Origin of the sequence: Komagataeibacter melaceti (genome assembly GCF_003403295.1) — a bacterium.
Classification (GTDB): domain Bacteria; phylum Pseudomonadota; class Alphaproteobacteria; order Acetobacterales; family Acetobacteraceae; genus Komagataeibacter; species Komagataeibacter melaceti.
In genome coordinates, this window is sequence record NZ_QUWV01000116.1 from 1 (window position 1) to 514 (window position 514).

Annotated in this window: 1 protein-coding gene; it reads right to left on the reverse strand. The window is 67.1% G+C overall.

The features are described from left to right. Positions 1-39: 39 nt before the first annotated feature. A complete protein-coding gene (locus DY926_RS12400; RefSeq protein ID WP_338034343.1) occupies positions 40-489 on the reverse strand; it encodes a Fic/DOC family N-terminal domain-containing protein in 450 nt (149 codons plus the stop codon). Between the last annotated feature and the right edge of the window lie 25 nt (positions 490-514).

Here is a 514-nt window from a genome sequence, read left to right on the forward strand (position 1 = left end):
CCAATGGAACAAGGCCACCCAGCTGACAGCCTGAAAACTTCACGGCAGAGCGTTACTCAACACACTACAGTTAACGTGACAGCTCCCCTGACGCAGTCTTCCCGGAACGTCCCTGTAACCCGGGTCATGCGCGACCACGGCGCGGTGGAGCGCTTGCACAAGATCCCGCCGGAACAGGTCGCGTCCGCTTTCCGCGGCACGGGGCAGGAAATGCTCCAGGGCCCGGGCATAATCACGGACCTGCCGGACGGCCTGCGTGGCGCCGTGATCGTCTTCATCCACGACGAGGAGTTCACTGAGCGTGCTGTGCGTGCCCTCGAGGGCGGAGCTGCTGACCGCCTCGCGCCGGCCGAGCACCCGGCTGATCAGGTAAGGATCGGGCAGGGTGCGGGCAAGCGCGGTAATTTCGCCCAGGGCGGCCTGTGCCGCACCGTGCCGGGCTCCGACAGCCCCCAGCACGAGGCTTCCATCCGGGGGCGGGGGGGGCACGACGCCGTAATGCTGGGCATAGGGC